Source organism: Lacrimispora amygdalina, from assembly GCF_003432035.1.
GTDB lineage: Bacteria > Bacillota > Clostridia > Lachnospirales > Lachnospiraceae > Lacrimispora > Lacrimispora amygdalina.
The window spans coordinates 1-25,469 of the sequence record NZ_QOHO01000058.1 but is presented as its reverse complement, the minus strand read 5'-3'; the positions used below and the strand labels follow the sequence as shown (position 1 = coordinate 25,469).

Below are 25,469 nucleotides of genomic sequence, written 5' to 3'. Positions count from 1 at the left end.
AAGCCGGTGGTCATGATTTTTCTAAAATCCAGTATTTGGAAAATTATAACTAAATAAAAATGGCGTACTTTGTCTAATATGTATATTGAAAAAATAATTGCACTATGTTAACATAAATACAAGTCATTGAATTTGTATACAAACATTTATATTTGAATACAAACTAATTTTCTAATGACGAAATAACTGACCAAAATAAAAGCAAAGGAGAATCAGAATCATGAATATGGATTACTTAAAAAACCAGTTTTCTCTTGAAGGAAAAGTTGCACTTGTAACAGGCGCATCTTATGGTATTGGCTTTGCTATTGCAAAGTCTCTTGCAGCAGCTGGCGCTACCATTGTTTTTAATGATATTAAGCAGGAATTAGTAGACAAAGGAATCGCAGCTTATAAGGAAGAGGGCATTACTGCTCACGGATATGTTTGTGATGTAACAAGCGAAGAAGGCGTAAATGCCATGGTTGCCCAGATAGAAAAGGAAGTAGGCGTAATCGATATCCTGTTTAATAACGCAGGCATTATCAAACGTATTCCTATGTGTGAAATGACAGCAGAACAGTTCAGACAGGTAATTGACGTAGACTTAAATGCACCTTTTATCGTAGCAAAAGCAGTGATCCCGTCAATGATTAAAAAAGGACACGGGAAGATTATCAACATCTGTTCCATGATGTCTGAGCTTGGCCGTGAGACCGTATCTGCTTATGCAGCTGCAAAGGGCGGTTTAAAGATGCTGACAAAGAACATTGCTTCCGAGTACGGCGAATTTAACATTCAGTGTAATGGTATCGGGCCTGGTTATATCGCCACACCACAGACTGCACCTCTGCGTGAGGTTCAGGCAGACGGTTCCAGACATCCGTTTGATCAGTTCATTATTGCCAAGACACCGGCTGGACGCTGGGGTGAAGCTGAGGATCTTGCAGGTCCTGCAGTTTTCCTTTCTTCTGATGCTTCCAACTTTGTCAATGGACATATTCTCTACGTTGACGGTGGTATCTTAGCTTACATTGGTAAACAGCCACAGTAATTAAATGCCCTGACAGGGAAGTCCCGGCTGGGATAAACATGGCCATGATGCCCGCCCTTAAAAGGCGGGAGTCATGGCATATTTTATAATGTTTTAAATTTAAAGGACGGAGAGGGTTCAATGGAAGGAAAGACCAAAACCTATAAAAACCGTGGCGACCTGGTATTTGAAACTTTAAAGCAGGAAATTCTGGACCTGGAATTAAAGCCCGGACAGATCATAAGCGAGAATGAGATCTGCGAGCGGTTTGGAGTATCGCGGACTCCTGTAAGAGAGGCGGTAAGAAAGCTGCAGGAGCAGGGATTTGTCATATCCGTACCCTATTCCGGTACGCAGGTGACGCTTCTTAATCTGGATACGATTAAACAGATGATTTATATGCGTGTCGCTGTGGAAACCATGGTTATGCGCGATTTTGCCAATATGGCAACTCCGTTGTGGATGGAAGAGGTCCGGTATATGATCCGCAGGCAGCAGGCGCTGATACTGGAAAAAGGGTTTGAGCCGGAGCAGTTTTACCGCATGGATGCACAGATGCACGCCATCTGGTACCGGGCTACGGGAAAACGCAAGCTTTGGGATATGATACAGGCACAGCAGCTGCATTATACAAGATTCCGGATGCTGGATTTTGTAACGGAAACCGATTTTACAAGAATCATCAGAGAACATACGGAACTATTTGAATTGCTGGAAAAAAAGGACATTGAAGGTCTGGAGCAATCACTCAGAGAACACCTGACTTATAGTATGAAACGTATGAAGCACCAGATTGAGGTAGAGTATAAAGACTATTTTGAACAGGAAGAGCAGGAGGACGAATGATGACCAGTGTTTCTATAGCTGTAAAAGGATCTGATAATACGATAAAAGCTTCTGCATCAGGAGAAGATCAGGCGGTCCTGGTGTATGAAGGCGGATATGAAGAAGGAGATGCCATTGTCTGTAAGACCGATCAGAAAAGCGGCCATTATGTGATCCGGATCGATGACTGCATGGATGAATCTTTTGTATATCTGACAAAGCAGGAAGTGATTTTTACCATACCATTCGGAGATAAAAAAGTATCCTACAATCCGAAGGCATTTACCGGAGAGAGACATTATCTTACTATTCGCAAAGCAGCTGCGGGTGAGACAGAGCAATACCGCAACCTGGCAGTCAATGTCATGGACCAGCATGGCGATACCGGCTGTTTTCCACATGCATTTGCAAATGTGGAAACAAGAGGTGAAGCTGTTTTTGCGGCTCGCAATGCCATTGACGGAGTCCTTGCCAATGAATCCCATGGAGAGTGGCCCTATGAGTCCTGGGGTATTAACCGTCAGGATGATGCGGAAATAACCCTGGATTTTGGACGGGAAGTGGATTTTGACCAGATCGTATTATATACAAGAGCCGATTTTCCTCATGATAACTGGTGGGTGGAAGCCGCCATCACATTCTCGGATGGATCGAGAGAAGTTGTGAAAATGGAAAAAAGTGTAAAACCCCACGTATTTACATTGAAAAAGAAGAATATTACCTGGCTGAAGCTGAGTGATTTAATAAAAGCAGATGATCCTTCTCCATTTCCGGCACTTACCCAGATCCAGGTATATGGAAAAGATTCTCTATAACTTCAATTACCTCTTTTCCTTTTCCTGATATTCATGTAAAATATAGGCAGTAAGCATACAGGGTTGACACATAAGGAGGAAGTAAGATGGAGTTTTTATTTCTGGAACCGGTTTTTAAGGAAGCCATCTGGGGCGGTGACAAGCTTCGGGGGGTATTTGGATATGACACACCAAGTGATACGACAGGGGAATGCTGGGCAATCAGCGCTCATAAGAATGGGGACTGCAAGATATCCGGAGGGATTTATGACGGAAAGCTTTTAAGCCGCCTATGGAAGGATAAACCGGAGATATTCGGCTTTTATCCCGGAGATCAGTTTCCCCTTCTGGTTAAGATTATCGATGCAAAGAATGATTTAAGCATTCAGGTGCACCCCGATGACAGTTATGCGAAAATTCATGAGAATGGATCTCTTGGCAAGACCGAATGCTGGTACATTCTGGACTGTGAACCGGATACTGAAATTGTAATCGGCCACTACGCAAAAGACCGGGATGAGATGGAATCCATGATAAGAAACCACCAGTGGTCGGAATTTATACGTACTGTCCCCGTTAAAAAAGGAGATTTCTTCCAGATTAATCCGGGATGCGTTCATGCAATCAAGGGCGGTACCTTAATCCTTGAGACACAGCAGAGCAGCGATATCACCTATCGAGTCTATGACTATGACCGTCTCGCAGACGGAAAACCGAGACAGCTCCATGTGGAACAGAGTATTGCCACAATCAGAGCTCCATTTAAAGAATGTGATGTGGCAGCTGTAACCGGGAAACTGCCGGGAGCCGTGCATACTCATTTGATAACCTGTAAGTACTACTCAGTGGACAAGTATGATATTGAAGGAGTGTTTACAAAAGAATTTTCCAGGTATTTTACCAATGTAAGTGTAATAAGCGGAAAAGGCTGTATCAATGGAATCCCAATGGAGGCAGGTCAGAATTTTATTATACCGGCAAAGAGCGGAGAGTGCAGATTTGAGGGAAAGATGTCTGTCATCTGTTCCAATCCCGAATAAAACAGGAGGAGAAGTTATGAGACTGGGTGCATTAGAGGCAGGAGGTACAAAGATGGTTTGTGCCATAGGCAATGAGAACGGCGAGATTTTTGAGCGGGTTTCCATACCGACGGAAACACCTGGGATTACCATGCCAAAACTGATTGCATATTTTAAGGACAAGGAAATTGAAGCGTTGGGAATCGGCTGCTTTGGTCCGATTGATCTTAACAGGAATTCAGAGACTTATGGCTATATTACAACAACTCCAAAGCTTGCATGGCTGAATTACGATATCGTGGGAGCATTTAAAGATGCTTTAAAAATACCGGTGGGATTTGATACCGATGTCAATGGTTCTGCCCTTGGAGAGGCTACCTGGGGCATTACAAAGGGTCTGGAGAACAGTATGTATATTACCATCGGAACGGGTGTGGGAGCAGGCATTATTTCCAATGGAAAGCTTCTTCACGGTATGCTTCATCCGGAAGGCGGGCATCTGCTTCTTGCCAGACACCCAGAAGATTCCTTTGAGGGAGCGTGTCCATACCATAAGAACTGCCTGGAGGGTATGGCAGCAGGCCCCGCCATAGAGGCACGATGGGGAATGAAGGGGGCAGAGCTGGCCGACAGGAAAGAGGTCTGGGAGCTGGAAGCTTATTATATAGCCCAGGCGCTTGTAGATTATATTATGGTGCTGTCGCCCCAGCGTATTATCCTTGGAGGCGGTGTGATGCACCAGGAGCATTTAATGCCGTTGGTAAGAGAAGAAGTAACCCGACAGCTGGGCGGTTATATCAAGACAAAAGAACTGGAAGATATGGAGCATTATATTGTTCTGCCCAGCTTAAATGACAATCAGGGAATCATGGGTGCCTTAAAGCTGGCAGTGGATAAATATCAACTGGAAATAATGGGTTAATTGCCATTTTTCTCCTAGTGTAAATCCAATTTATGTATGATATGATACATTTTGTAAAGGAAATGTAACAATTGTGTAACAAATAAGGAGGATATTACCATGAGAAAATTACCAGCATTTGTTTTAGCAGCAGCAGCTGTATTAACCGTAGCAGGAACACCAATGACAGCACAGGCAGCGACCTGTTCCCGTTCATTGCCTAACTGTTTTTCATCTGACAGTTATTCTTCATTCTGCAAAGGACAGTCTTTAAACAGCCTGTTAAGCAAGTATGGCTGCAACAGCAACAGCTCAAACTGCAATACTTCCACTGGCAAGAAAGGTGCATCCTGTACTGGCAAAAGCTGTAATACGGGAAGTTCCTGCAATACCCGTCAGCTTTCCTCATTCTTAAGAAGCTGCAGATAATTGAATATCATTTTTTCATGGGTCGTTCCTCAGGGGTTCGGCCCTTATTTCTTTTTGCGTGGGTGGGGCAGATAAAAACAGCCACAGGCCTTTAAACGGCTCATGGCTGTCTGGGAAGGGGTCAGCCCCCTTCATTTACGATTTCTTCCAGAACACGGATTAGGTCGTAAATATTGTTGATCTGTACATTCCGTTCCAGGATCTGATTTTTTAAATCGATGGAAAGAGTTTCAAATTTGGCCTGGACTGCAGGAGCTATATATGACATTTTAATCACCTCACAATTAGGATGTACCCGGGAATAATGAATTATACATTTAAAAAAGTACTGAATAAAATATAGATCCAGCAGACATATTAATTACGAGGTGAGATCAATGTCAAGAGATGATACAAAGAAAACCAATTCAGTGGAAAATTATCCAGAAGATAAAGGGAAAGTAAAAAATCAGAATCAGACCCATAATTCCCGCAGGGAAGGTATGGGACCGAACACCAAAAGAAGGTCAGATTAATGAAAAGGGCGAAAACCAGGATGCGTTGGTTTTCGCCCTAATGAGGTTCATACTTATGATCGGGCAGTTTACAGAACTCATCATCAACCGGAAATATAAAGTCTGACAGCGCGAAAAATGAGTTGTTTACATTGGTAAAGGCGGTTATGCGGCAGCTTGCGCCCGTATCCGTTATCTCCGGATCTTTGATATCTCGTTCTGTAATAATAATATATGCATGTTCTTATATTGTGTGAACAAGCCGGACATGTCTCATCTATCCCATTCACATCTTGTCTTATTGTACCATATAATACAGTACAACTAAGAAAAGGAGGGTATTTTATATGGGATGTTTCTGGGGTTGTGGAAATAATTGCGGTTGTAATGGCAACAATAATTGCCGCTGCAATTGCAATGGTAATGGTAACAACAACGGTGATGATGTGGAATGCGCAGAGCAGGTAAGAAGAGCATACTGGGCCGGTTTTAGAGCAGGATGCAATGATCCCCGCTGCCACCACCATCATCATCATGATGATGATGATTGCTGATAATATTAATAATGGCGGAGTTCCGTTATCTCGGACCCGCCATTTTTGCATTTTAGTACCTGAAATTAGTTTGAGCCAGCCGGGAATATGGAATAAACCCTGCTGGCTTAGCTGTAATAAATAAAAATAGCTCTGACTTTTTAAAATACAGATAGTTGGTACATTTTCACTTTATCAGATTCACATTATCAAATTGGTATTTGAAGAAAAAGGAAAAATTAGACGTGATTCGTACAATCTGTATGAGATTAAGCGACGTGAACGTTAACAGCCTGAAGACCACGGTTGCCATTGATTGTTTCGAATACAACAGACTGACCATCTTCTAAAGACTTAAAGCCTTCCATAGCAAGACCGGAAAAATGAACGAAAATATCGTTGCCTTCTTCATCACAGATGAAACCAAAACCTTTTTGTGCATTAAACCATTTTACTGTACCTTTTTTCATGAAAAGATACCTCCTTAAAATTATTGTGTATTCTGCCTAAAACTAAAAATCGCATATACTTGTAAATCATCAATAGAATAATGACTTACAAATATATGCGAAATCAAAACTTTATTAAAATACTGTTTTAGTATAGCATAGAAGAGAATAATAGTCAATAGGAATTTCGAATGAGTCAATAATGCAGGATAATCTAATTAATTAAAGTTGGAAAGGATGATTATATGGATAATATTGTCAAATATTGTAATATAGTGTATAATATTTAAAAATATATGGAGGAATTGAGTATGGATAGTAGTTTTTACGCTGCATTTGCAGCATTTGGTATGATCATTATTTTAATTGGTTTAGCGATCTTCATTTTATTATTAGCTGCTGAATGGAAGATTTTTTCTAAGGCAGGCAAACCAGGCTGGGCAGCATTGATTCCGATTTACAATATTTACGTCAGATCAAATGTCGCTTTCGGAAATATGGTTTACTTTATTGCTTTTTTAGTTATAGCAGTAATAAATTTTATTGGAAAGACTTCTGAAGTCGGAGGCTTAAATAGTCTTGGAGCGTTGTGCACACTCATTCTGCACATCGTTTACTGTATTAATATTTCGAAAGCGTTTGGAAAGAGCGCCGGATTCACCGTTGGTTTAATCCTGTTACCAGTGATTTTCTTCCCAATACTGGCATTTGGACGCGATGAGTACATAGGACCACAAAAGATTTAAAATTTTTGAACATTCCAAAGAGGCGGTTGCTGTTACCGTCTCTTTTTTGCGGATAAAGTATGGTCCGGGCGAAATATGTCATGGAGAAGTTCACAGGAAAATTATAAAATCTTAATAAGCCTGCTAATGATCTCATTGACATCTAACTGCCCATAGCCCCATACGTTATTGGGATAGAGATAGGAACTGCTGCGCCGGGCGGCCCGGACAATCATGCGATTAATCTGTTTTCCGGTAAGCCGGGTGTAATTTCCCTTGCACAGGGTCCATTCCATGACCATGGCAATTCCGCCTGCAGCATGGGCAGCAGCAGCCCCCGTTCCGGTCATTGTTCCGTATAGGTTTCCTGGAAGCGCGCAGGGGATCCGGTAGCCGGGAGCCGCAACATCAGGTTTGACCAGCCCGATGCTGGTATAGCCTCTTCCGGATTGCTCTAATATGGTGTCATCGAACTGATTGTAAGCGGAGACAGTCAGGGTACTGAATGAGTTTCCGGGATTTGTTATGGTAACATCCGGGCTTGCATTAAGAAAATAGGTATTATCCGATATCCGATTACCGGATGGCAGCCAGGAATTAAAATAAAATGGCTGGCCTTCCGTGCTTTCAAGCAGAAATGACCAGATTCCCGGTTCAGGATTTTCAAAGCGTATGAGAATTAACTGATCCCCCGTTTCTTCCTCAAATACAATATTATTTACCCAGACAGAACTTTGTCCATAAGAGAATTTTATACAATCTTCAAAGGAAGGATCAATCCTTCCCGTTGTCATCTGATTTGGAGAAATGATCTCGATGGTAGGCCTTCCGGGAACACTGGGCCAGATTTCCATTGCAAACTTATTATCACCAACATTCAGCTGAAAATCAGCTCTATAAGGAGCTGAGCTAACGTTTTCAAAATAATGCCGGTTCCGGTTCCCCTCATCCCCGGCAGCAATGGAAACATTAATACCGGATAATCGTACAAGATTTTCTAAATACTCGCTCATTACCCCCTGCCCGTCATGACTTCCCTGACTGCTTCCCATTGCAAGACAGATGACAAGGGGACGGGCCATTTTCTTTGCTATGGTAATGAGATAACGGATTCCCAGTATGATATCGGATTCCTGAAAACAGAGTTTATCTTCTGGTATAAAGAAAATATTTTTAAGGTTTTGTTTGGCTTGTTTCAGCTTCACCACAACCAGCTGGCTGTATGGAACAATCCCGCTAAAGGAATTATCAGAATGGATACTGCCTGAAATGATACTGGCAATTGCTGTTCCATGCCCGTCAGTATCTGAAGTGGGAACCAGAAATAAGGCGTCATTTGAAAGAAGTGCTGCATTAATCTGCTGTCTGCTGTATTCGGAACCGAAGCTAAAGCCTTCGGGCGGGGTGCTGCTCTGATCAGTCTGATCCCAGATGGAGTAGATGCGTGTACTGCCATCTTCGTTCCGGAATGCAGGATGCTGGTAATCAATTCCGGTATCAATTATACCAACCAGCGTACATTGTCCAAGCAGATTATAGTTAACATCAGGCCTGGTTATCTGGTCGGACGAATCGTCCTCACTGGCGTAAGAAGTAAGGGTATAGACAGATGGGAAGGCGTAATATGGGGTCAGGCCCAAATCACAAACGCCCATGACACTTTTGGAGATATGCAGCAGTGAGTGGGTATCATTCAGCAATGTAATGTTATCTCCCGTGTTATATGCAGGGGCTAAAAAGTTATCGATAATAAAATCGTAATAATTTTCATCTAATATTTTTTGCATAACAAGCATCCCATCCATTTATAACATATGTTACATAGTATGCTGCGGGGAGCGTTGTATTCGTTTCAATAAATAAAATCACCGGAATCAGATAAACTTACAGCCGTTTTCCTGCAAAGCCTTTATCACATCACTTAATTTTTCTTCTTTTAAAAATATGTAATCGGTATCATAAGTAGCCACAACTAAAATACAGGTTTTCTCATCCGCTATAATTCTGGATAAAAATGCAATCATGCCGTATTTTTCAAATGATGCATCCTCCGCAATCCGAAAACAGCTCCATCCATGTTCTGCGGTTATATTGATTTTTGGTACATAATTCGTTTCGCATATCACCGATAACTCGTTATCAGTCTTACTGATAAATGTGAATTCATGTTCTAATAGCTCAGCGCTTACCTCGTTTACTTTGCATACTGAAAATTTCCTGTCAAGAATCTGCAAATCCATTTTATTTCCTCCTCATAAAAAAAGGTCCAGAATATCATACCTTCAATGGCCTAACGGTATGAAAACTGAACGCTCGTGTTGTACTTTACCCGGCGGCAAAGTTTGCGTGTATAAATATGAATTTAATTGTATTAAATCTACTACAATTTTATTATAAGGTCAAGTACTTTTATCTTTTCAAGATTACGCTAAAAAGAGAATAGCCGATAAAATCTGGGGAGAATTTTATCGGCTTAAGTAGGAACATGATATGTCTATTCTTAAATAGAATAACACTTATTTCTGAAATCAGGCTGAAGAAAATCATTAAAATAGGAGAAAACGGAAAGATCAGAGGATCCTGTCCGCTGTATGTGATACAATTATTAATATACCAATTAGTTGTGTAGAAAAGTTATAGACGATGTTATGAGATTGTGAATTCAACAAAAAATTTCCATAATATTTTTCTGGAATTTGCAGATAATATTTTTTGATAAAAATAATTGGAGGTAACAGCTATGTTAACAATGGAAGCCAAGAAGAATCAATCGTGTATTGACGCATGTTCAAGATGCGCACAGGCATGTTATGAATGTTTTCATGCATGCTTAAATGAACCTGATTTAAATGAAAGAAAGAATTGTGTCAGTATGCTGGTTGAATGTGCAATGATGTGTCAGATGTCAGTCTCTATGATGTCGATGAATGGACAATACACAAAAGAACATTGTGGAATTTGTGCAATGATTTGTGAAAGCTGTGCAAGGGAGTGTAATATGTTTAAGGATCAGCACTGCAAAGACTGTGCAAAAGAATGCCAGACATGTGCAGATGAGTGTAGAAAAATGTCTGGAATGTAAGTTTTATTAATATGAAAGCCGCCAATTGTCAACAAAGTTTAGCTTTCACTATGTGTGCAGGTGCGCGGTGTTTGTTATACAAAAAAAATCACCTTTCTGTTATAATAAGATTGTTCAAGCCAAATTATAACGGAAAGGTGATTTTAATGGTTAATATGGCAACCCCCCCCGGAGATTATCTATTTAAAAACGCTTGTCGATTTGGGCTGATATGTGTTTTATTTTGAAAGAATATGGTGTATGATGGAAGAAAATATAAAGGGGACTGAGTATGTATAATCTATATCGTGTTTTTGCTGTGTTCGGTATTATTCTTTTTATAATTGTTTTAGCAGTTCTTATTTTTTTATTGATTACAAATTGGAGGATTTTTTCCAAAGCGGGTAAACCTGGCTGGGCGGCATTGGTACCTTTTTACAATGCATATATAATGTCTGATATAGCTTTTGGAAATGCCAATTATTTTATTGCAATTATGTTTTTGTGGGTAATGGTTTTTATCGGGAGAATAACTGAAATTGGTATTTTAAGAAGTCTCGTAAGTTCGCTTTCATTGGTATTATATATTATATATTATATATTATATATTATATACTGCACTAAGATTTCCAAGGCTTTTGGTAAAAGTTCCGGTTTTACTGTTGGGCTAGTGCTGCTGCCATTAATTTTTTTTCCAATACTTGGATTTGGTAGCGCCGAATACATAGGGCCTCAAAAGATTAAAAATTGATAATTTAAATACAGAGGCGGTCAATCCCGTCTCTTTTTTTATATACGACAGTTATCCACAATAATGTGGAAATATATGTGGATAGATTGTTAGTATCTGAAAATATGACATAAAACAACAAATTATTACAGTATAATTATCTATGATTTTCAAAAATAGAGAAGGAAGCTATGAAAGCTTTTCATCAAGGAAACAGGGAAGAAGGCTTGAAGCTTCAGGAATAATTTGCGGCACAATTCCGGGAAGAATATAAAAAAAAGGATCATTGCTCATGCAAGAAGGTTTGCAGATATCATGGGAATTGTAAAGAATGTGTAGCTATTCACAGAGCACACCAAGAGCACTTGCCCAATTGCATGCGGCCGATTGTAAATAAAAAGCTTATAATTGAGCCCATAGAGGCGTTGGTGCTCGCAGAGAATAAAGCATCGTGTAAGGTAATGGAGAAATCGGGTTTTAAATGCGAAGGAGTCTTAAAACACTTTAATAAGTGTGGTGAAAGATATCGCGATGTGAATTATTACGGAATAATATCATCAGATATAAAATAGACACTTCATATCTTCATATTATGACTACTAACTATCAGTATTATGCTGGTAGTTTTTTGTACTTAAAATGTAATATCTAGATTCACAAAACTGAAATTTAGCTATCATATTTCGCTGGCTTTATCGGAACAGTTGGTGTTTAGTGGAGTATTATTGTTTGTACATGTATTAGAAATTGAACGTCTGACAGCAATAGCATTTAGTGAATCACTAAATAATTCAGTGTCTGCAGCTAATATCGATAATTCATCATCATTTAAGCAATCTGCTATTTGACAAGCCAGCGTAGTAATGAATAATACATCGCGACAATAACTCATATATATCACCCCTGTTATGTATATGGAAAAGTCACCATATTATACTAAAAACGTTCAAAACGTACCCTTATAATTGGGGGGCATACTGTACCTGCAAGAATCAAGGCGGATACCTAAATTTCGGGACCCGCCTTTAATATAGCAGATTAACCTCAATTACAAAAACCCCAGTATATACAAGGAATTCTTGTATATACCAGGGTTTTAAAATAATGGAGACAACAGGACTCGAACCTGCGACCCTCTACACGTCAAGCAGATGCTCTCCCAGCTGAGCTATGTCTCCATACATTTATCAGTAAACCAAAAGCACCGGTTTCCTATCTGATTGGAAAGCCGGTACTGATATCACAATTGTCAATCGGAGTAACAGGATTTGAACCTGCGACCTCTCGGCCCCCAGCCGAGCGCGCTACCAAGCTACGCCATACTCCGTTTCCTGACACTCAGACATTATAGCAGAAAATTTCCAATTGGTAAAGCATATTTGTTGAAAAATTTCAAAATTTAATATATGATGGAACAGACAAGACTAATCAGGAAGAAAAAAAGGTGATAATAGATGAAACCAATCGTTAGCTTTGATGTAGATATGACGCTGCTTGATCATAAAGACTGGTCGATTCCTGCAAGTGCGATGGAGACAATAGAAAAACTGAGAGAAAATTACACCATAGTGCTGGCAACCGGAAGAGACATGGATTCCATATTCAGTACTGCAATACGGGACCAGGTACGGCCGGATGCAATTATTCACCTCAATGGAACCAAGGTGACTGTGGGCGAGACTGTTATATATGAGCACACCTTTGATAAAAATCTTTTAAAGCAGATTCTTTCCTATGCAAAGAGCACACCCTACAGTGTCGGTACTACCGTGGGGGAATATGACTATTATGTAAACCCGGAAGCAGTGGCGGAACATGACAGAAAGCTGTGGGGAGAATGCAGAAGAAACTTTGCAGATGCCGAAAAGCTTGTACAGCTTGATGTGAGAACCATGGCCTATATCGGAGATGAAGATGGTGCAAGAAAGATGGAGGAGGAGTTCCCGGAGATCCACGTTCATATGTTTGCAGATAAGAAAGGTGCAGATGTAGTGGAGCGAAAGGCATCAAAGGCAGTAGGGCTTGCCAGACTCTGCGACTATTATAAGATTCCTCTTTCCAGGACGGTGGCATTTGGAGACAGTATGAATGACTATGATATTGTGAAGGCAGCAGGAATCGGAATTGCCATGGGCAATGCAATGGAAGAACTGAAGAGAGCAGCCGATTACATTACAGATCCCATCGATCAGGATGGAATTAAGAACGCCTGCCTTCATTTTAAAATGATCCGGCAGGAGGAGATTTAATGGCGATACATTTTGATATCATTATTATCGGAGGAGGACCGGGCGGGTATACGGCTGCCTTAAAAGCTGCTTCATTGGGATTTAAGACGGCTATTGTGGAAAAGGAAAAGCTGGGGGGAACCTGTGTGAACAAAGGCTGTATCCCCACAAAATCTCTTCTTCATGCCGCCAGTAAATTTAAAGAACTGCAAAACTGTGATGAGTTTGGCGTATCTACGGATTTTATTTCCTTTGATTTTAAGAAAATGCAGCTATATAAGAAAAGTTCGGTAAAATCCTACCGAAAAGGTATTACAGACCTGATTGAAGCGGAAAATATCACAGTCCTTACCGGAACGGCTGTCATTCGAAGAAATAAAACGGTGGAAGTCAATGGTCCGCAAGGAAAGGATTACTATGCAGCAGAGCATCTTATCATAGCAACAGGGGCGAAATGTGTAATTCCGGATATCCCGGGTGCAGATCTGCCGGGAGTATTGACCAGTGAGCGTCTGCTGGCGTCGGATACCTGGAATTATGACCGGCTTCTCGTAATTGGAGGAGGGGTGATCGGTGTGGAATTTGCAACCATTTTCAGCGCACTTTGCTCCAATGTGACCATTCTGGAACGGAAAGCCCATCTACTTGGACCTATGGATTCTGAAGTGTCCCAGGCGTTAGAAGAAGAACTGAAGCAAAGAGGAATTACAGTTTACTGCATGGTGAATGTGAAAGAAATCAGGGAAGAGGAAGATCACGGGTTGTCCTGCGTTTTTGAGATGGAAGGACAAGAGCAGACCATTCGTGCAGGACATATTCTGATTGCAGCAGGCAGAGTGCCCTTTCTGGATGGCCTTCTGGGAGAAGATGTGAGTCTGGAAATGGAACACGGCCGATTAAAGGTGAATTCAGAATTTCAGACCAGTGAACCAGGGATTTATGCCATCGGAGATGTGGCATCGGATATTCTGCTGGCACACGTTGCAGCTGCACAGGGAACCTATGTGGTGGAAAAGATCGCAGGAGTGGAGCATACCATCCGGCTTTCTGTTGTGCCAAACGGAATGTTTGTGAAACTGCCGGTAGTTCCCAGCTGCATTTATACAGAACCCGAGATCGCATCGGTAGGAATTACCCGTGAATCAGCTGTCGCTAACAATATGAATGTGCGCTGCGGCCATTATTCCATGAGTGGAAACGGGAAATCCATTATCACCAGCAGGCAGAATGGATTTGTTCATCTGGTATTTGAAGAATATTCCGGTACACTGGTTGGAGCCCAGATTGTCTGTCCCAGAGCAACAGACATGATCAGCGAGATGGCAACTGCGATTGCCAACGGGCTGACGGCGAGTCAGCTCCGGCTGGCCATGCGAGCCCATCCCACATACAGCGAGGGCATAACGGCAGCCATAGAAAATTATTTTGAAACCAAAGGAGATCAAGGCAATGATAAGTGAGAGACTGAAACAGTTAAGAGACTTAATGGCAGAGCGCCATATTGACGCATATATGATTCCAACCTCTGATTTTCATGAATCAGAATATGTCGGAGAATATTTTAAAGCCAGAGAATTTATGACAGGTTTTACCGGCTCGGCAGGAACCGCAGTGATTACAAAAGACGAAGCAGGTCTGTGGACAGACGGAAGATATTTTGTACAGGCTGGAATGCAGCTTTCCGGCACCGGCGTGGAACTGAGAAAGATGGGATACCCGGGAGTCCCTGATATCCTGGATTATTTAGAGGCAGTACTGCCGGAAGGCGGGAAGCTGGGCTTTGACGGACGTGTTGTAAACTGCCGGCAGGGGCAGGATTTTGAAGAGAAACTGGCAGATAAGCATGTGACTCTGGCCTATGAAGAGGACCTTGTAGACCAGATCTGGGAGCGGCGTCCTGAATTGTCAAAAGAGCCGGTCTGGATTCTTGAAGAGAAGTTTGCCGGTAAATCAGCAGCTGAGAAAATCAGCGGTTTAAGAGAAGAAATGAAAAAAGAAAAGGCAACCGTTCATATCCTTACCACACTGGACGATATTGTCTGGCTTTTAAATATCAGAGGAAATGATGTGAGCTGCAATCCGGTTGTTCTTTCCTATGGAATGGTAACGATGGAGCGTTTCTACCTGTTCATTAATGAAGAAGTGTTAAATGATCAGGTAAAGGCCTATTTAAAAGACTTATCCGTAACAATCTGCCCCTATAATGACATCTATGTTTCTGTCAGCCAGCTGAGAGATCAGAGGATTCTTCTGGAGACAGGCAGAACCAATTATGCCATTGTAAAAGGCATTGATTCCTCTAACCGGATCATTGACCGCATGAACCCGACTGTACTTGCAAAAGCCATGAAGAACCCTGTTGAAGTGGAAAACATGAGAAAAGCTCATGTAAAAGACGGAGCAGCCATGGTGAAATTTATCTATTGGCTGAAGAAGAATGTGGGAAAGGAAACAATCACTGAGGTCAGCGCCCAGGAATACTTAGATAATCTCCGTTCCGAACAGGAAGGAAATCTGGGAATCAGCTTTGATACTATCTCTGCTTACGGCGCCAATGCCGCCATGTGTCATTATAAAGCAACTTTGGAAAGCAATGCCGAGATAAAACCAAGAGGCCTTTATCTGGTGGATTCCGGCGGCCAGTACTATGAGGGAACCACTGACGTAACAAGAACCGTTGCGGTGGGTCCGCTGACCAAAGAGGAACGGGAGCATTTTACACTCACAGTCATCAGTATGCTCCGCCTGGCGGCTGTAAAGTTCCTCCATGGCTGCAGAGGACTGACACTTGACTATGTTGCCAGAGAGCCGTTCTGGAGCCGTGGAATCAATTTTGATCACGGTACCGGGCATGGAGTCGGATATCTGCTCAATGTTCATGAGCGTCCCAACGGAATCCGCTGGCGTATGGTTCCGGAGCGTCAGGATAACTGTATCCTGGAAGAAGGAATGATCACTTCCGATGAGCCGGGAGTCTATATCGAGGGAAGCCATGGAGTGAGAACTGAAAACCTGATCGTATGTAAAAAAGCGGAATTAAATGAGTACGGCCAGTTTATGGAGTTTGAATTTCTCACCATGGTCCCCATCGATCTGGAGGCACTGGAGCCATCACTGATGACAGAGCGGGACAGAACACTCTTAAATGATTACCATAAAGCTGTTTATGATGCGGTGGCACCTCATCTTACGGAGGAAGAAGCACGTTGGCTGAAAGAACAGACCAGAGCAATATAAAAAAACAGGCAGGACCTTGATTAAGGTTCTGCCTGTTTTTGACTGCCTGTTTTCGCCCTGAGCCGCAGTAAAATTGGAAAAACTGCTTCCAGATCTTCGTGGCTTAATTCTTTCATAATCGCGGCGGCCTCCCAGAAAAGAGTCAGCTCTTTTTTTTCTGTATTAAAAAACTCAATGGGAGTAATTTCAAGATAATCACAGATTTCGAAAAACTGTTTCATGGAAGGCATAGAACGTCCCGAAGAGATTCCCTGTATATAGCTTTTATTCTTCCCCAGATCTAAGCTCATCTGATATTCTGAAATATTTTTCTTCAGGCGGAGTTCTGTGATTCGGTTCCTGACAAATTGTTCATCCAACATTATCACCTCTTGGTTTATCATAAAGGATATTCTAACCAGACATTACGTATTATATGCGTAATAATGCTCCAAAAACAAGTTGCATATACGGGTAAAAAGCGTTATCATGTATGATATACGAATAGAAAAGACGGAAAATAAAGGATTCCATGAGGTACAGGGGGAAGTATCATGACAGGAAATTCAGGAAGACAATTAGAAAGTGAGAGTAAGGGAATCGGACAGGAGTCGTTCCGTTTCAGCCAGACAGAACAGCTGTACGGGAATATGAGTTTTTTTACTGACACTGTATTGTTCGAGTATTCCTATCTGGAAAAGCAGCTGTGTCTTTCGGCTAATGCGAAAGGCCATATTAATTTACAGGCATTTGAGCGATTTTTTTCAAAGCACAGAGACAATGCACCAAAAGAGGGAGAGATGCGGTCTTTTGAATTCAGTATGGGAAAGATCGGGGAGCCATTCCACTGGTGCAGCTGTAAATTAACCGCTGTCTGGGAAGACAAAAAGACAGGCCCGCTGAAACTGATCGGCAAGCTTCAGGATATCAGCGGATCAAAAGCGAGAGAAGAGCAGCTGCTGTTGAAGTCTATAAAAGACGGACTGACCGGAGTTTACAACAAATCAGCCTTTGAGTACCGGGTTGATGAATTGCTAAAAAGTGAAACAGACAGTTGGCTGTGCATGATCGACATTGATAATTTTAAAGAAATCAATGATTGCTACGGCCATCCCACAGGAGACCGGATTCTGATGAAGGTAGGCGGAATGCTCTGCGATCTTTTTCCGGAGCCGGACCTGGTAGGCAGAGTAGGCGGTGACGAGTTCGTGGTATTTACGGCCGGTTCCGATGTCTACAAGCGGGCGGAAAAGCTCTTAAAGCGTGCAAAGAAAGCGGTACCGGAAGGAGAAGGGCGCCTTTCCGTCAGTATCGGCATTGTTTCCAGTTCAGGAAAAAGAGAAGAAAATTACCAGAAGCTTTTTTCACAGGCGGACCGTGCCATGTATTATGCCAAGCAGGCAGGTAAGAACAGAATTGCCTCTTACCACGGCAATATCTGGCAGGTCACGTAGAATAAGTTCAGACCAGGCAGGAGACAGAAATCCTGCCCTTTTTGTGGTTGAACTGTTACTGAATGGAATCTGGTTCCCCAGGAAGATCTACCTGGATGAAGCTATGGTTTATGGCAGGGAGAATCCGGTTAATTAAGTCAGCTGTTTTCATTTTTAAGCTGCTGGTATTGATGCAGGGGTGGCAGCCAAAGAATTCATTGGAGAGCACATCTTTGTCAATAAGCAGCTGGACTTTGTTATCTTTATCATTCATAAGCCCGAGAACAGAGACAGAGCCGGGAGTGATATTTAAAAACTGAATCATAAAATCATGATCAGCAAATGAGAGTCTGGAGGAGCCGATTTGTTTTGAAAGACTGGCAGTGCGGAATTTCTTTTTCCCAGGAAGCAGGAGCAAGTAAAATTCCGTCTTTTTTGCGTTGCAGAGAAATAAGTTTTTGCATATGTCGATGTTCAGTATGGAGTCGACTTCCCGGCAGGCGTCAATGGTGGGAAGCGGAGCGTGGTCGAGCCGCTGGTAGGGAATTTGAAGCCGGTCTAAGAGATCGTAGGTGCAAAGTTCTTTGGCTAGTCTGTCAGAGGAGTTTGCCGGACGTCCATTGTAAAGTGTTTTGTCTATATAGAAGCTGGTGCCTGCATCAATCATGAGTGTTTCCTTCCTTTTCTCTTTTTTGAATTATTATAAACTTCGATGGCGAAAATGCAATAGTTTTTCAAGAAACAAGGGAATTCGGTGGTTTTATGGGGAAGAATATACTATAATAGCTTTTGATAATAGAGAAGAAAAGGCGGATTAATGAGATGATAGATAATCGATTGAAGAAGGAAACGTTTCGTATAGATGGGAAAACGACGGCGGGAAGAAATGAGAAGAAGGAGTTTGGAAAAGAAGGTAAGGGGAAGATAGTGAACGGTAAGACGCGTAGTGATAAGATGCAGGGTGAGAAGATAAAAAATGGGAAGCCGCAGAATGGGAAGCCGCAGAATGGGAAGCCAGAGAATAGGAATGCACAGGCCGGGAAACCGTTTACCCGGACAACACAAAGTGATAAGACCCAAGCTGGCAAGATGCGGGATGATAAGATAAAAAATGATGAGAGACCAGGTAATAGGATGCATAAGAGCAGGGGACAAGGCAGTGCGTCTCAGTGCCCGGTTTACAGAAGGTGCGGAAGCTGTCAGTTGCTTCATCTGCCTTATAAAAAACAGCTGGAACAGAAACAAAAGAATCTGGAAACATTGTTAAAGCCTTTTTGCCGCCTGGAGTCTATGATAGGGATGAGTGATCCTTATCATTACCGCAATAAGGTACATGCCGTATTTGACCACGACAGAAAGGGAAACCCTATTTCTGGTGTTTATGAAGCTAATTCTCATATAGTAGTACCTGTGGAAAGCTGTCTGATTGAGGATCAGAAATCTGATGAGATTATTGGGACAATCAGGGGGATGCTCAAATCGTTTAAAATACGCACTTACGATGAGGATACAGGATATGGTCTGCTGCGTCATGTCTTAATACGCCGTGGATTTGTGACAGGTGAGATTATGGTTGTGCTTGTGACTGCTTCCCCAATATTTCCTTCAAAGAATAATTTTGTTAAAGCCCTGAGGGATCGCCATCCGGAAATTACAACAGTGATACAGAACGTGAACAACAGGGGGACCAGCATGGTGCTGGGTGATAAGGAACATGTTCTTTATGGCAAAGGGTATATAGAAGATGTTCTTTGTGGATGCCGTTTCCGTATATCTTCCAAGTCTTTTTACCAGGTAAATCCCGTACAGACAGAGGTTCTTTATAAGAAGGCTGTTGAAGCAGCGGGACTGACTGGAAAAGAGAGAATCATTGATGCTTATTGTGGTATTGGCACAATCGGAATTGTTGCCAGCAGCCATGTAAAAGAAGTGATTGGCGTGGAATTAAATAAAGATGCGGTTCATGATGCAATTGAAAATGCAAAAATAAATAATATAAAGAATGCAAGCTTTTATTGTAATGATGCTGGCCGGTTTATGGTCAATATGGCAGAATCCGGGGAGCATGTGGATGTTGTGTTTATGGATCCGCCCAGAAGCGGGAGCACGGAGGAGTTTATTGACTCCGTTTCGAAAATGCGGCCGGATAAAGTGGTATATGTGTCTTGCGGGCCGGAAACATTGGTCAGGGATTTGGAGTATTTTAAGAAAAAGGGGTATGAGGCGAAGAAGGCGTGGGGGGTGGATATGTTTCCTTGGACAACGCATTGTGAGATTTGTGTCGAAATATGTCGCATAAAATAACAAATGGTAATGTACGTTATATCCTCTATATGGTAGAATAAAAGAAAAGATAGTTACTAAAAACTAGTGTCAAAGTAGTTGATGTTATATGAAACTAGTGAATTGTATTTCTGGCGATGCCGATAAAGACTTACATTTTAAAAGAGATATTCAAAGCGAATGAATAGGATATATTTAAGATGTATTGACTCCCAGAATCTTAGTAGAACATTCTGGGGGTCTGTTTTTGTATTACAAGCAGAGATTAAAAGGAACATGCGATTGTACTTTATGGGAGGTTGATATGGAGAATTGGAAGGTCTTATTCAGACCTCACATTTTAGAACGTGGACTGAATTACTATGAAATGGGAGCAGTTTTGAACGTTCAGAAGACCGAGACGGGGTTGTGTGCTACTGTAGTGGGAAATGAAAATTATGAGGTAGAAATAAAAATAACGGATGGAAGAGTTTCTGATATGTGGTGCAGTTGTCCCTATGCAGAGGATGGTAACAACTGTAAACATATGGCGGCAGTATTATTTAAGAGTGATGAGTCTGCCCATGGGATAGAAGAAGGAGAAAAAACATGGGAGGCAAGGTATTTGGAATCTGAACAGGAATTGTTAGATGTGATTGGTAAAATTCCGGAGATTGAGTTCCGAGGGATCTTGGCACAGCTTGCTCAGGAATATGAGAGCTTCAGGAATCACATTATGACGAAATATTCCTCGTCTATAAGTGCAAGACAGATGATACGATTAAAAAAAGAGATAGACGATATCGTATACCGCTTTTCTGACCGGAGCGGTTTTGTTGACTGGCAGAATTCTGGTGACTTTATTGCGGCAATGGAGAGTTTTCTGTATGGTAATATAAACGAATTAATTAAAAAGGGAGCTTGTATGCAGGCCTTTGAACTAACAAATGATGTATTTGTTAAAATAGGAAACCTGGATATAGATGATTCAGACGGTGGTACGACCATAGTGGGGAATAGCTGCTATGAATTCTGGAAACAAATTCTTAAGAACTGTAATGAATCGGATAAGAAACAAATGTTTCGGTGGTTTGAAAATCATCAGGCGGACGGGACTGTAATCGATTATATGGAGGATTATATCAGTGATTTTTTATTAAATGAATTTCAGGATAAGAGATTACTGGAAAAAAAGCTTCAAATGCTGGATGAGAGGATAACCAAAGCGGGAGAGAAAACCGACTGCGGTGACTGGTGGAGTGCTCATTATGGATATGAAAATAATATACTAAAGCGCTTAGAGATAATGAGAAAACTGGATTCTTCAGAAGAAAAAATTCTGGAGTACAAAAGAATAAATCGGAGGTTTTCAGTAGTAAGAAAATTGGAAATTGAAGAATGCTTGGAAAAGACGGAAATTGATCAAGCAATTTGCATATTGAAAGAGAGTAAGGTACTTGACAAAGAATATCCTGATCTGGTTGCTGAATACAGCGCCAAGCTGATCGATTTATATAAAATAAGGAAACAGGATAAAGAATATAAAGAAGAATTGATTTTCCAGGTATTTTCATGCCGGCAGGACAAACTGGATTATGTGTACAGATTGAAAAGCGTTTGTGAGCAGGTAGAATGGGAAAATCACAGGGAAAAGATTTTAAAAGGAAGAACAGGGTGGCAAATTAAATATCCTCTTTTGGAAGCGGAAAAAATGTATAATCGATTATTAGAGGAAATAGTTGCCGATGGTTCAATCGTTTTGCTGGATCAATACGAAACAGTGTTGAAGAAAAAATTCCCGGAACAGATGAGAGAAGCATATACAACATATATAAAAAAGCAGGTCGATGTTGTGTCAGACAGGAAAAGGTATAAAGACTTGATTAAGTATTTGAAAAAAATAACAAAATACCCGAATGGAAAAGAAATAGCTGGGAATGTAGTATCAGAGTGGAGGGCCTGTTATTACAGGCGTTCAGCGATGATGGATGAGCTTAGAAAAGAGGGATTTTAATACTGAGGCTCTTGCATAGGACATTGAAATTAACCATGTAAAAAGATAGATGGGGAGAAATTTATCATGGCGGATATATATAAATTTAAAGTAAGGCTCTGTGAACTGGAAAGTATTATGTGGCGAGATATAGAAATCACCTCTGTTTCCAGTGTTGCTAAACTTGGATATGCAGTATTGGCAGCATTTGAAAGTACAGCAAGTCATTTGTTTAATATAAAGTTTAAAGGGAAGCGTTATGAGATCATATTTGAAGATGATGACTTCAACGAGGAGCCTGCAATTGATCCGATTATAACTAAGCTTTCTGCGTTAAAACTTAATGCAGGAGATAAGCTGAGTATGGAATATGACTATGGTGCAGGTTGGGAATTTGAGATAGAATTATTATCCGTATCTGAAATGAAGCGCGGAGCAGGAACACACTATCCATATGTTACGGACGGCAAAGGAAAAGGAATTATTGAGGATACATCACCATATGAAATTGCTGAAATAGTTGAAAAAACAGACCATGATGGTACTTTACCCCGAATCGCAGATATGTATTCCGGAAAAGAAAATGAATGGGATTATAGAAAGTTTAATTTAGAGTATTGCAATGTGTTCTTTAAGGATAATGTGTATAGAATAAGGTGTGCTTATGAAGAATGCGAATAAAAGCAAATACAATCAGACCAGAGGAGATTGAAATAGTGGATAATTATGGTGAAATTCTTATATACCGGAAACCAGCTGTCCCATAGCCCGCAACTCTTTTTCATTCAGATAATTCTTGGCAATTTTCGCCTCTCGTAACGTTGGCTACTCTCCTGAAAATGTCTTCAATCCCATGAAGTCTTTTTCAGCATCCGCACGATGGTAAATTACCTCAGCGGCCGTTTCTCCAGAAACAGCATAGTGAATTTTATTCTGTACTTTCTTGAAAAATTGAATGGAAACCTCCGCTTTTGGATTGTAATCCACACTGGTAGAATAGATTTCAAGCACCTGCCTATAAAATACCTTTTCCGATGCCCTGATATCCCTGATCCGCTCAAGCAGTTCTTTAAAGTATCCGCCTCCGCCAAGCTGCTTCAGGCGTTCATCATCCATTGCAAAGCCTTTAATCATATATTCTTTCAATCGTCCGGTTGCCCAGCGTCTAAAATTAGTTGCAATAGAAGATTTTTGCAAGTATTAAGCTCCGTGTTGCTCTAGCTTTGCTGCACACATAATAATAAACCTCTTTATATGTACCATCTTTATTTGTCCAAGCGTGTTTATTAGTGTACATCGGGCCACCACATTTCGGACATTTTAAAATACCACTTAATAAGTGCGCCCTGTCCCGACCAATTTTAGACGGAGATTTAATGCCTGTTAATGCTCGTTTTTCATGTGCTTTGTTCCAGAGTTCTTCATTTATGATAGCCTCGTGCTGACCGTCAGCAATAATGTATTCATCTTGGTGTACTTGGCGGTATTCATTTTTTGTGCCTTTGACCTTTTCTCTTGTCCGTCTGCCAAAAGCAATTTTTCCAGTGTACACAGGATTGTCGATTATCATTTTGACAAAATGAGTACTCCACTGTGAAAGGGTACCGTTGGCACGTTTGATTTTTGGAATACCCTGCAAATTAAGATAGTTAGCAATTTTATAAAATCCCATATTGCCATTTACATATTTATCAAAGATAATTCGTATTGCTTCTGCTTCATTTTCTTGGATATAGAGCTGCTTATCTTTAAGGTAGTAGCCATAAGGAGCAAACCCACCGTTCCAGCCACCTTGACGGGCTTTTTCTTTTCTCCCGTTCATTGTCTGCTCAATGATATTTTCACGCTCTATTTCAGCAACGGCAGACAACACTGAAATTAAAAGCTTTCCGCTTGTTTGTGAGGAATCAATTCCTTCTTCAATGCAAATTAAGTTTACGCCAAAGGATTGAACGTGTTCCAAAGAATTTAAAATATCGGCTGCGTTTCTGCCAAAGCGGGAGAGCTTATAGACTAAGATATAGTCAATTTCTAACCCATTTTTAATATCACACAGCATTTGTTTAAAAGCGGGTCTGCCTTCTATGGATTTGCCCGATTTACCAGCATCTTCGTAAATGTCTACAATCTCCATTTCTTCTCTGTCTGCAAAACGCTTTAAGCTGTTTTTCTGCCCGTCCAAGCTGAACCCATCAACCTGCATTTCGGTACTTACACGAGGGTAAAGTACACATTTTTTCCGCTCCTATTCATAGTAGCTGACCTCCAATCAATGATTGGAAAACATCAATCCATACACTGCTCTTTTAGACAACACGATTGATTTCATCTAAGACCTCTGCACCATGTTTTTCTATAATCTGAGAAAGTACATTGATAAAATCCTGATATGCTTTGGTTTTCTCATAGGATTTAGACGGTTCAGCAGTCGTAGTATTATCAAAGTATCATTATCCCTTATGTGTGTTATTGCGGCGGACGTGCCACCGTTCGGTCTAATGGCTGCATTTATCGCTTCGACTGCTGTAATACCTATGCTCATAAAGGGTTGAATCAATTATTTGTTTTCCTGTTTTGGCAAGTGTGTTACAGCAGTCATCATGGCGATGCTCATTATGTCGCTTTGCTTTTCAGCCACATAAGTTTCGTACTCAAAATACCGTATATTCGGTTGCCAAGGAACATAGGGAAGGATTATACCTCCCTCTATATGCCCTGACTTTTTTCTTGAAGAAACGGAACCTGATTTAGAAAAAAATTTAGGCTCCCCACAATCATAGCAGTCATAGAAAGATGTGGAGCGCCATCATTTCTTACAAAGCATAAGAGAATATTGTTCAATATAAACATAGGGGAAAACAGTAAGATTACTGCAAATAAGTTTTACTCATATGAAAAACCGTTTCATCAGCTCCAAGCATTTCTACAATTGCTTCAGAGAAAAAAATTCCGATTATAAAAAAAGCAATTGCAAAACCAAGTGCTAATATAACAGCATTTGTAAATGTACGATTTGCCGCCCCTTTGTCATTTTGACTTTTTAAAATAGAATATTTAGTACCACCACCTATACCAATCATTAGCCCGCTACCATGAATAAAGCTATATATTGGAATTGCAAGATTTAATGCAGTTAAGCCATTTGTTCCAAGTCCTTTTGAAACAAAGAAAGTGTCTGCTAAAATATAGCAGGATAGACCCACCATACCAAGTACGTTTAGAGATGAATATTTTATAAAATCTTTAAAGCAATTTGTATTATTCATAAAGTGAAACCTCCATACAAGAATAAAAAATAGGGGCTGTAAAAAAAGTCCTTAATTAAGAATCACCAGTTCCGACAGATGCCGGTTCTGGTGATTCTT

26 protein-coding genes, 2 tRNA genes and 3 pseudogenes are annotated in these 25,469 nt (G+C 41.0%); 19 read left to right on the top strand and 12 right to left on the bottom strand.

What is annotated here, in order from left to right:
• The first annotated feature begins 220 nt into the window (after positions 1-220).
• From DS742_RS17850 to DS742_RS17825, 6 genes are all read left to right on the top strand, one after another.
• Entirely contained in the window at positions 221-1,033 is an 813-nt protein-coding gene (locus DS742_RS17850) for a gluconate 5-dehydrogenase (RefSeq protein WP_117418328.1), read from the top strand.
• Positions 1,034-1,153: 120 nt separating this feature from the next.
• Complete coding sequence (locus DS742_RS17845; protein ID WP_104436344.1) at positions 1,154-1,858, top strand: GntR family transcriptional regulator; 705 nt, start codon at positions 1,154-1,156, stop codon at positions 1,856-1,858.
• The gene (locus DS742_RS17840) at positions 1,858-2,652 is read left to right on the top strand and encodes a DUF7402 domain-containing protein (RefSeq protein ID WP_117418327.1); all 795 of its coding nucleotides are present in this window, start codon (positions 1,858-1,860) and stop codon (positions 2,650-2,652) included. The genes DS742_RS17845 and DS742_RS17840 overlap by 1 nt, the downstream gene beginning before the upstream one ends.
• A gap of 86 nt (positions 2,653-2,738) precedes the next feature.
• Entirely contained in the window at positions 2,739-3,671 is a 933-nt protein-coding gene (locus DS742_RS17835; protein WP_117418326.1) for a type I phosphomannose isomerase catalytic subunit, read from the top strand.
• Between the two features lie 16 nt (positions 3,672-3,687).
• A complete protein-coding gene (locus DS742_RS17830; RefSeq protein ID WP_117418325.1) occupies positions 3,688-4,572 on the top strand; it encodes an ROK family protein in 885 nt (294 codons plus the stop codon).
• A 99-nt stretch (positions 4,573-4,671) separates the two neighbouring features.
• Positions 4,672-4,980: a hypothetical protein gene (locus DS742_RS17825; RefSeq protein ID WP_117418324.1), complete on the top strand. Its 309-nt coding sequence runs from the start codon at positions 4,672-4,674 to the stop codon at positions 4,978-4,980.
• Positions 4,981-5,101: 121 nt separating this feature from the next.
• On the opposite strand, the gene DS742_RS28945 is transcribed toward DS742_RS17825, so the two are convergent.
• Positions 5,102-5,248 carry a hypothetical protein gene (locus DS742_RS28945; protein WP_170313510.1) on the bottom strand — a complete coding sequence of 49 codons (147 nt, stop codon included), beginning with the start codon at positions 5,246-5,248 and terminating at the stop codon, positions 5,102-5,104.
• A gap of 109 nt (positions 5,249-5,357) precedes the next feature.
• On the opposite strand from DS742_RS28945, the gene DS742_RS28940 reads away from it, so the two are divergent.
• Positions 5,358-5,495 carry a hypothetical protein gene (locus tag DS742_RS28940; protein WP_170313509.1) on the top strand — a complete coding sequence of 46 codons (138 nt, stop codon included), beginning with the start codon at positions 5,358-5,360 and terminating at the stop codon, positions 5,493-5,495.
• A 326-nt stretch (positions 5,496-5,821) separates the two neighbouring features.
• Entirely contained in the window at positions 5,822-6,028 is a 207-nt protein-coding gene (locus DS742_RS28610) for a hypothetical protein (RefSeq protein ID WP_147325820.1), read from the top strand.
• A 248-nt stretch (positions 6,029-6,276) separates the two neighbouring features.
• Here the strand turns inward: DS742_RS28610 and DS742_RS17815 are convergent, their stop codons facing one another.
• Positions 6,277-6,477: a cold-shock protein gene (locus tag DS742_RS17815; protein ID WP_104436338.1), complete on the bottom strand. Its 201-nt coding sequence runs from the start codon at positions 6,475-6,477 to the stop codon at positions 6,277-6,279.
• A gap of 290 nt (positions 6,478-6,767) precedes the next feature.
• Here DS742_RS17815 and DS742_RS17810 point away from each other — a divergent pair, with 290 nt between their 5' ends.
• On the top strand, positions 6,768-7,202 hold the full coding sequence (locus DS742_RS17810; RefSeq protein WP_117418322.1) for a DUF5684 domain-containing protein: 435 nt from the start codon (positions 6,768-6,770) through the stop codon (positions 7,200-7,202).
• A 101-nt stretch (positions 7,203-7,303) separates the two neighbouring features.
• Here the strand turns inward: DS742_RS17810 and DS742_RS17805 are convergent, their stop codons facing one another.
• Both DS742_RS17805 and DS742_RS17800 read right to left on the bottom strand, forming a co-directional pair.
• Positions 7,304-8,968, bottom strand: coding sequence for a S8 family peptidase (locus DS742_RS17805; protein ID WP_117418321.1), 1,665 nt, complete (start codon positions 8,966-8,968; stop codon positions 7,304-7,306).
• Positions 8,969-9,055: 87 nt separating this feature from the next.
• Entirely contained in the window at positions 9,056-9,421 is a 366-nt protein-coding gene (locus tag DS742_RS17800) for an ACT domain-containing protein (protein WP_117418320.1), read from the bottom strand.
• Between the two features lie 500 nt (positions 9,422-9,921).
• Between DS742_RS17800 and DS742_RS17795 the strand changes: the two genes are divergently transcribed.
• The 3 genes and pseudogenes from DS742_RS17795 to DS742_RS30045 all read left to right on the top strand — a co-directional run.
• Positions 9,922-10,263 (top strand): four-helix bundle copper-binding protein, encoded by a 342-nt coding sequence (locus DS742_RS17795; RefSeq protein WP_242996579.1) that lies wholly within the window; start codon positions 9,922-9,924, stop codon positions 10,261-10,263.
• Between the two features lie 271 nt (positions 10,264-10,534).
• Positions 10,535-10,993, top strand: coding sequence for a DUF5684 domain-containing protein (locus DS742_RS17790; RefSeq protein ID WP_117418319.1), 459 nt, complete (start codon positions 10,535-10,537; stop codon positions 10,991-10,993).
• A 170-nt stretch (positions 10,994-11,163) separates the two neighbouring features.
• A pseudogene (locus tag DS742_RS30045) lies at positions 11,164-11,377 on the top strand (LPS biosynthesis protein); the annotation flags it as partial.
• Between the two features lie 700 nt (positions 11,378-12,077).
• Here DS742_RS30045 and DS742_RS17780 read toward each other — a convergent pair.
• Both DS742_RS17780 and DS742_RS17775 read right to left on the bottom strand, forming a co-directional pair.
• A tRNA-Val gene (locus tag DS742_RS17780) sits at positions 12,078-12,150 on the bottom strand.
• 75 nt (positions 12,151-12,225) lie between these two features.
• Positions 12,226-12,299: transfer RNA gene (locus DS742_RS17775), tRNA-Pro, on the bottom strand.
• Between the two features lie 127 nt (positions 12,300-12,426).
• On the opposite strand from DS742_RS17775, the gene DS742_RS17770 reads away from it, so the two are divergent.
• From DS742_RS17770 to DS742_RS17760, 3 genes are read left to right on the top strand one after another with little or no spacing between them, the layout of a single operon-like run.
• Complete coding sequence (locus DS742_RS17770; RefSeq protein WP_117418318.1) at positions 12,427-13,221, top strand: Cof-type HAD-IIB family hydrolase; 795 nt, start codon at positions 12,427-12,429, stop codon at positions 13,219-13,221.
• Positions 13,221-14,660 carry a dihydrolipoyl dehydrogenase gene (gene lpdA, locus DS742_RS17765; protein WP_117418317.1) on the top strand — a complete coding sequence of 480 codons (1,440 nt, stop codon included), beginning with the start codon at positions 13,221-13,223 and terminating at the stop codon, positions 14,658-14,660. The genes DS742_RS17770 and lpdA overlap by 1 nt, the downstream gene beginning before the upstream one ends.
• Positions 14,650-16,437 (top strand): aminopeptidase P family protein, encoded by a 1,788-nt coding sequence (locus DS742_RS17760; protein WP_117418316.1) that lies wholly within the window; start codon positions 14,650-14,652, stop codon positions 16,435-16,437. The genes lpdA and DS742_RS17760 overlap by 11 nt, the downstream gene beginning before the upstream one ends.
• 20 nt (positions 16,438-16,457) lie before the next feature.
• Here the strand turns inward: DS742_RS17760 and DS742_RS17755 are convergent, their stop codons facing one another.
• Complete coding sequence (locus tag DS742_RS17755) at positions 16,458-16,799, bottom strand: helix-turn-helix domain-containing protein (RefSeq protein WP_170313508.1); 342 nt, start codon at positions 16,797-16,799, stop codon at positions 16,458-16,460.
• Between the two features lie 171 nt (positions 16,800-16,970).
• Here DS742_RS17755 and DS742_RS17750 point away from each other — a divergent pair, with 171 nt between their 5' ends.
• Entirely contained in the window at positions 16,971-17,870 is a 900-nt protein-coding gene (locus tag DS742_RS17750) for a GGDEF domain-containing protein (RefSeq protein ID WP_117418315.1), read from the top strand.
• A 55-nt stretch (positions 17,871-17,925) separates the two neighbouring features.
• Here DS742_RS17750 and DS742_RS17745 read toward each other — a convergent pair whose 3' ends face one another.
• Positions 17,926-18,516, bottom strand: coding sequence for a prolyl-tRNA synthetase associated domain-containing protein (locus DS742_RS17745; RefSeq protein WP_117418314.1), 591 nt, complete (start codon positions 18,514-18,516; stop codon positions 17,926-17,928).
• Positions 18,517-18,671: 155 nt separating this feature from the next.
• Here DS742_RS17745 and rlmD point away from each other — a divergent pair, with 155 nt between their 5' ends.
• The 3 genes from rlmD (at position 18,672) to DS742_RS17730 (ending at position 22,785) form a co-directional block, all read left to right on the top strand.
• Complete coding sequence (rlmD, locus tag DS742_RS17740; RefSeq protein ID WP_117418313.1) at positions 18,672-20,153, top strand: 23S rRNA (uracil(1939)-C(5))-methyltransferase RlmD; 1,482 nt, start codon at positions 18,672-18,674, stop codon at positions 20,151-20,153.
• A 283-nt stretch (positions 20,154-20,436) separates the two neighbouring features.
• A complete protein-coding gene (locus tag DS742_RS17735) occupies positions 20,437-22,125 on the top strand; it encodes an SWIM zinc finger family protein (protein ID WP_117418312.1) in 1,689 nt (562 codons plus the stop codon).
• Between the two features lie 66 nt (positions 22,126-22,191).
• A complete protein-coding gene (locus DS742_RS17730; protein WP_117418311.1) occupies positions 22,192-22,785 on the top strand; it encodes a plasmid pRiA4b ORF-3 family protein in 594 nt (197 codons plus the stop codon).
• Between the two features lie 63 nt (positions 22,786-22,848).
• Here the strand turns inward: DS742_RS17730 and rhuM are convergent.
• The 4 genes and pseudogenes from rhuM to DS742_RS17715 form a co-directional block, all read right to left on the bottom strand.
• Positions 22,849-23,304 (bottom strand): annotated as a pseudogene (rhuM, locus tag DS742_RS17725) (RhuM family protein); the annotation flags it as partial.
• The gene (locus DS742_RS29930) at positions 23,276-23,926 is read right to left on the bottom strand and encodes a recombinase family protein (RefSeq protein WP_341457659.1); all 651 of its coding nucleotides are present in this window, start codon (positions 23,924-23,926) and stop codon (positions 23,276-23,278) included. The pseudogene rhuM and the gene DS742_RS29930, both read right to left, overlap by 29 nt.
• A pseudogene (locus DS742_RS29925) lies at positions 23,900-24,322 on the bottom strand (recombinase family protein); the annotation flags it as partial. The gene DS742_RS29930 and the pseudogene DS742_RS29925, both read right to left, overlap by 27 nt.
• Positions 24,323-24,971: 649 nt before the next feature.
• A complete protein-coding gene (locus DS742_RS17715; RefSeq protein WP_341457657.1) occupies positions 24,972-25,370 on the bottom strand; it encodes an MATE family efflux transporter in 399 nt (132 codons plus the stop codon).
• Between the last annotated feature and the right edge of the window lie 99 nt (positions 25,371-25,469).